Genomic DNA, 5,552 nt, shown 5'->3' on the forward strand with positions numbered 1-5,552 from the left:
CCGCCATCTGGCACAACTGGCTGATCAACGCACCCGTCAAACGCTCCCTGATCGCCTATGACCACTAACCAGCACCATCATTCCCCATCAACGATCTAGCATCGCTTCGCGATCTTCCCGGTGGGGCTCGCCTTCGGCGTCGCCCCACCGCTCAGTTAACGCGCCCGGCGCAACCTGAGGCGCCTGATCACCGGGCTCGCCGCTTGTGCCGTGACCGTTCTGGGCGGGTGCTGCGTCGCTGCGCTGATGTAGCTCTGGCCGACGACGTTCGCCTGCCGGCTCGCCCCGTGCCCGTCCTTGAGCGGGTGCTGCGCTGCTGGGTTGATGTAGGCCCGGGCCAGGGCGCTTGCCTGGTGGCTCGTGCCGTGGCCGTCCCGGAGGGGGCGCTGCGTCGCTGCGCTGCTGTGTTGATGTAGGCCCGGGCCAGGGCGCTCGCTTGGTGGCTCGTGCCGTCCCTGGGTGGGTGCTTGGTCGGTTTGTGGTCTTTGCGGGGTGGTGCGTCTTCGGCGCTGCCTCCGCTTAGTTAGCGTGCGCGGGCTGAGCTTTCGTGCGGGTGGCTCCGTTGGCCGTCTGGGGTCGCTTCTTCGGGGCGCGATCTTCCGGGCGACCTCCAGGCCCCTGGGCCGCTTGTGTAGTCGGGCGAGCGGGGTTGTGTGGTTTGGCCTGTTGGGCGGGTTTCTTGCATGTGGACGTTCTGGGCGTTCTCGGGGCGGCAGCGTGTCGGGTGGCTGGTGCGGTCGCGGGTCCTTCGCTTGGACAGTTCCTTGTTGCCTTGGTGGGGGTGGGGTGTGGCTTCAGGGGAGTGGGTGGGTTGGGCGGGATGTGGTGGGACGGGCGGGGCGGGGGGACATGCCGGGACGGGTGCGAACGCGGGGTGATCAGGGGCTTTACCAGGGGTTTCCGGAATTGGGGTGATCCGTGGTGGCGGTGGAGTGGTGCGCGGGGATCATGCGGGTACGCGAGTAGGTGTCCGTGGATGTCCGGGGAGCCGTACGCTGTCCCCTGATCTCTGTTTCGCGTTGATCGGCGGGAGGACCGTGCCACTCCTTCACAAGATCGCGGGAGTCGTGATCGTCTGCGCCGTGGTGCTCGGGCTGACGCTGCCCGGGGAGCGGCGGCCGCGCGGGACGGGCGTCAACGCGACGCAGGCAGGCGCGACCGGGCAGGCCGGGCCGGCGGGTCAGGCGTCCGGGGCGGTGAAGGCGACGGGGCCCGGCGGGTCGCCGGTGCCGGGGGCGCCCGCGAAGCCGTCGCCGAGTCCGACGCCGACCGGGCCGATCCCCGCGGCGGCGCCCGGAGCGGTCGCCGCCAAGGCCAACGAGCTCGGCCAGGTGCCGGTGCTCATGTACCACCGGATCATGGAGAAGCCGGAGCTGTCCCTGGACCGGTCCGCCAAGGAGCTGTACGACGAGCTGACGCGGCTGGCCAAGGGCGGCTACGTCCCGGTCACCGCCGCCGAGTTCGTGAGCGGACGGTTCGACAAGGTGCCCGCCGGGGGGCATCCGGTGGTGCTGACGTTCGACGACAGCACGCCGGGGCACTTCGGGCTCGATCCGCAGGGGAACCCCAAGCCGGGGACGGCCGTCGCGATCATCGAGCAGGTCGCGCGGGAGCATCCCGGGTTCCGGCCCGTCGCGACCTTCTACCTGAACAAGGACTTGTTCGGGATGACCGGGGCGGACGCGGGGACGGGGCTCCGGTGGCTCGTCCAGCACGGGTACGAGCTGGGCAACCACACGGTGACGCACCCTGATCTGTCGCAGATGTCCGAGAAGGCGGTGCGCAAGGAGATCGGCGGGATGGAGGACGAGATCTCCCGCACGGCCGGGATCCACACGACGACGCTCGCCTACCCGTTCGGGTCGGCCCCGCGAAAGAAGGGGTGGGCCCAGAAGGAGGACGGCAGGTACGGGTTCCAGGGGATCTTCCTGGCTGGCTGGAGGCCGTCGCAGTCGCCTTTCGACGCGGAGTTCGACCGGTGGGCGGTGAACCGGGTACGGTCCGAGGGGAAGATCAAGGAGAATGACTGCAAGCAGTTCTGCTCCACGGCCTGGCTCGACTACCTGGACAAGAATCCCGGCGAGCGGTACACCTCTGACGGGGACCCGAACACGGTGACGTTTCCGAGGGACCTGGAGGACCGGCTGAACAAGGCCTACCGGGGTCGGGCGCGGGTCTACTGACCCTCGCCGGCGGCCGGCCGGGCGCGGGTTGCCGGGAACCGGATTGACCACGGGGGTTCGGTCCCATATCCTGATCGCTGCGCTGTGGGCCTGCGCGCGCTTCGGACGGAGCAGGCTCGCGCTCGGTCAGGTCGGCGACATCGGTTCGGTTCTTCGACGCGGCATCGCCCGCGTCTCCTTCCGGTCTTCGGCAGGGCGGATAACGGCCCTCCGCGCAACACCCAGACGACTTCCATGTCCGTACCGGAGCCAGCCGACACATGACGAGCAGCACCGAGGCCACCTCGACCACCCCGCAGGTAGCGGTCAACGACATCGGGTCCGAGGAAGCCTTCCTCGCCGCGATCGACGAGACCATCAAGTACTTCAACGACGGCGACATTGTCGAAGGCACTGTCGTCAAGGTCGATCGTGACGAGGTCCTCCTCGACATCGGCTACAAGACCGAGGGCGTCATCCCCTCGCGTGAGCTCTCCATCAAGCACGACGTCGACCCGAACGAGGTCGTCACCGTCGGGGACCACGTCGAGGCCCTTGTCCTCCAGAAGGAGGACAAGGAGGGTCGGCTGATCCTGTCCAAGAAGCGCGCCCAGTACGAGCGCGCCTGGGGCACGATCGAGAAGATCAAGGACGAGGACGGCATCGTCACCGGCACCGTCATCGAGGTCGTCAAGGGCGGCCTCATCCTCGACATCGGGCTGCGCGGCTTCCTTCCCGCGTCGCTGGTCGAGATGCGGCGCGTCCGGGACCTCCAGCCCTACGTGGGCCGCGAGCTCGAAGCCAAGATCATCGAGCTGGACAAGAACCGCAACAACGTGGTCCTGTCCCGCCGCGCCTGGCTGGAGCAGACGCAGAGCGAGGTCCGCCAGACCTTCCTCAACACCCTCCAGAAGGGCCAGGTCCGCAAGGGCGTCGTCTCCTCGATCGTCAACTTCGGCGCGTTCGTGGACCTCGGCGGCGTGGACGGGCTGGTGCACGTCTCCGAGCTGTCCTGGAAGCACATCGACCACCCGTCCGAGGTCGTCGAGGTCGGCCAGGAGGTCACGGTCGAGGTCCTGGACGTCGACATGGAGCGCGAGCGCGTCTCCCTGTCGCTCAAGGCGACCCAGGAAGACCCGTGGCAGCAGTTCGCCCGCACCCACCAGATCGGCCAGGTCGTGCCGGGCCGCGTCACCAAGCTGGTGCCGTTCGGCGCGTTCGTCCGGGTCGAGGAGGGCATCGAGGGCCTGGTGCACATCTCCGAGCTGGCCGAGCGCCACGTGGAGATCCCCGAGCAGGTCGTCCAGGTCGGCGACGAGATCTTCGTGAAGATCATCGACATCGACCTCGACCGGCGCCGGATCAGCCTGTCGCTCAAGCAGGCGAACGAGGGCGCCGCCGGGATCGAGGAGGAGGACTTCGACCCGACCCTGTACGGCATGCCCGCCGAGTACGACGACCAGGGCAACTACAAGTACCCCGAGGGCTTCGACGCCGAGACCGGCGAGTGGCTGGAGGGGTTCGACGAGCAGCGCGAGACCTGGGAGCGGCAGTACGCCGAGGCCCGCGCCCGCTTCGACGCCCACCGCAAGCAGATCGAGGAGGCCCGCAAGGCCGAGGCGGAGGCCGAGTCCGGTCCCGCGACCGGCGGCGGCGAGACCTCGTACTCCGGCGGCGGCGAGAGCGAGACGACCGGTGGCGCCCTCGCCACCGACGAGGCGCTCGCCGCGCTGCGGGAGAAGCTCTCCGGCGGCCAGTGACCCGTCACTGACCACTGGCGTGCCGCTCGCGCGGAGCCCGCACCGGGTTCCGCGCGGCGGCCGGTGAACCACTGAACACGGCCGGAGAACGATCCTCGGGGATCGCGCTCCGGCCGTGCTCGGTTTTCGTCGTCATGCTCGGTTCCACGCCGGTCCGGTCGGGCCCGGTCGATCTCGGTCCGGCCGGTCGGTTCCGGTCTGCCGCGGTCGGTTTCGGTCCGGCGGCGGTCGGTTTCGGTTTCGGGGCGGACGATCGCCGGGTCGCTCGGGCATGATGTGTCCCGGTCCGGCATGATCGGTACCGGCGGGGTGCGAGCGGTTTCGGCGGCGCGCGCGCCCGGCGGGACGTAGAGTCCGCAGGGGCGGCGCCGCGGAGGCCGGCCCCGGAGCGCCGGGCCGCGCCGGGTACCGTGGCGGCCGCGCCCCGCGCACAGGTTCCGCACCCCGACGGTCCTCGTCCCGAGGCCCGCTCGTCCCCCGGGAGCACTCGTTCAATTGGCCAGCACAGACGTAGGCACCAAGACCGGCGGCCCGGCGGCGGCCGGTACCCCGATCGTCCCGCAGGGGCCCGCCAGGCTCGCGCTGATCGCGGTCACGGCCGCGGTGCTCGCGCAGATCCTGCGCTTCTCGCTGCCCCAGCTCGACCACTTCGCCGGCGACACCGGCACGGCCGCGGCGGCGGCGGGCATCCTCGTGGTGTTCCTCGGCGGGTTCGCCGCGCCGCTGCTGCGCCGCGCCGCCGGTCCCCGCGGCCTGCTGCTCGCGGGCGTCGGCGGGCTGTTCCTGGTCCGGCTGGTCGCCCAGGCCGTCCACACCGGCACGTGGCTGGCGCTCGTCGCCACCGCCATCGGCATGGTCGCGGTCGCGGCGCTGTACGAGGGGGCGCGCGGCCTGTCCGGGGTGGGCTTCGCCACCGCCGTCGTGGCGGGCCTGTCCGCCGACACGGCCGTCCGGATGTGCTTCGCCACCTGGGACCCGGTGTGGCGGTCGGGGATCGCGCCGTGGGTGGCGTGCCTCGCGTTCGTCGGCCTCGGCGCCGCCGCCCTCTACCGTGAGCTCGCGTCCGGGCCCGTCGCCGCGCCCGGGGTGTCCTGGCGGGACGCGTTCGGCGCGGCCGCGTTCGGGCCGTTCCTGGCGCTCCAGGTGCTGGTGCTGTCCAGTCCCGCGTTCGTCGCGTCGTCCGGCTGGCAGTCGCTGACGGCCGCGCACGTCTCGATCGTCGTCGGGCAGGGGCTGGCGCTCGCGTTCCTCGCGTCCGGGCTCGCCGTGCGGGCCGTGCCGGGCGGGGTGTGCGTGCTCGGCGGCACGCTCCTCGGCGTCGGTGCGGGCGCCGTCGCCGGGACCTACGCGGTCGCCGGCATCGAGGTCGTGCCGATCGTGGTCGTCGGGCAGGTGCTGTCGGCGTGGCTGCTGGCCGTGGCGTGCCGGGCGCCGCTGCGCCGCGCCGGCGCGGGCGGCCCGGTGTGGCGGGTGGACGTCGCCGCCGCGATCGGCGGTCTGCTGATCGCGCTGATCCTCGTCCCGTACCAGGTCAGCGCCGTGTCGCCGCTGCCGGTGCCGAACAACGTGCTGCCCGGTCTCGCCGGGATCCTGCTGGGCGCGCTCGCCGCGATCGCCGCGGCCCGGGGCG

2 protein-coding genes and 1 pseudogene are annotated in these 5,552 nt (G+C 71.4%); all 3 read left to right on the forward strand.

Annotated features, from left to right (window positions below):
* Positions 1–1,037 precede the first annotated feature (1,037 nt).
* Positions 1,038–2,183, forward strand: a complete 1,146-nt coding sequence (locus E1300_RS47205; protein ID WP_131763786.1) for a polysaccharide deacetylase family protein — start codon at positions 1,038–1,040, stop codon at positions 2,181–2,183.
* Between the two features lie 260 nt (positions 2,184–2,443).
* Positions 2,444–3,922, forward strand: coding sequence for a 30S ribosomal protein S1 (gene rpsA, locus E1300_RS47210; RefSeq protein ID WP_131763787.1), 1,479 nt, complete (start codon positions 2,444–2,446; stop codon positions 3,920–3,922).
* A gap of 495 nt (positions 3,923–4,417) precedes the next feature.
* Positions 4,418–5,552, forward strand: a pseudogene (locus tag E1300_RS47215) (endonuclease/exonuclease/phosphatase family protein); the annotation flags it as partial.

The organism is Actinomadura fibrosa (assembly GCF_900659615.1).
GTDB lineage: Bacteria > Actinomycetota > Actinomycetes > Streptosporangiales > Streptosporangiaceae > Spirillospora > Spirillospora fibrosa.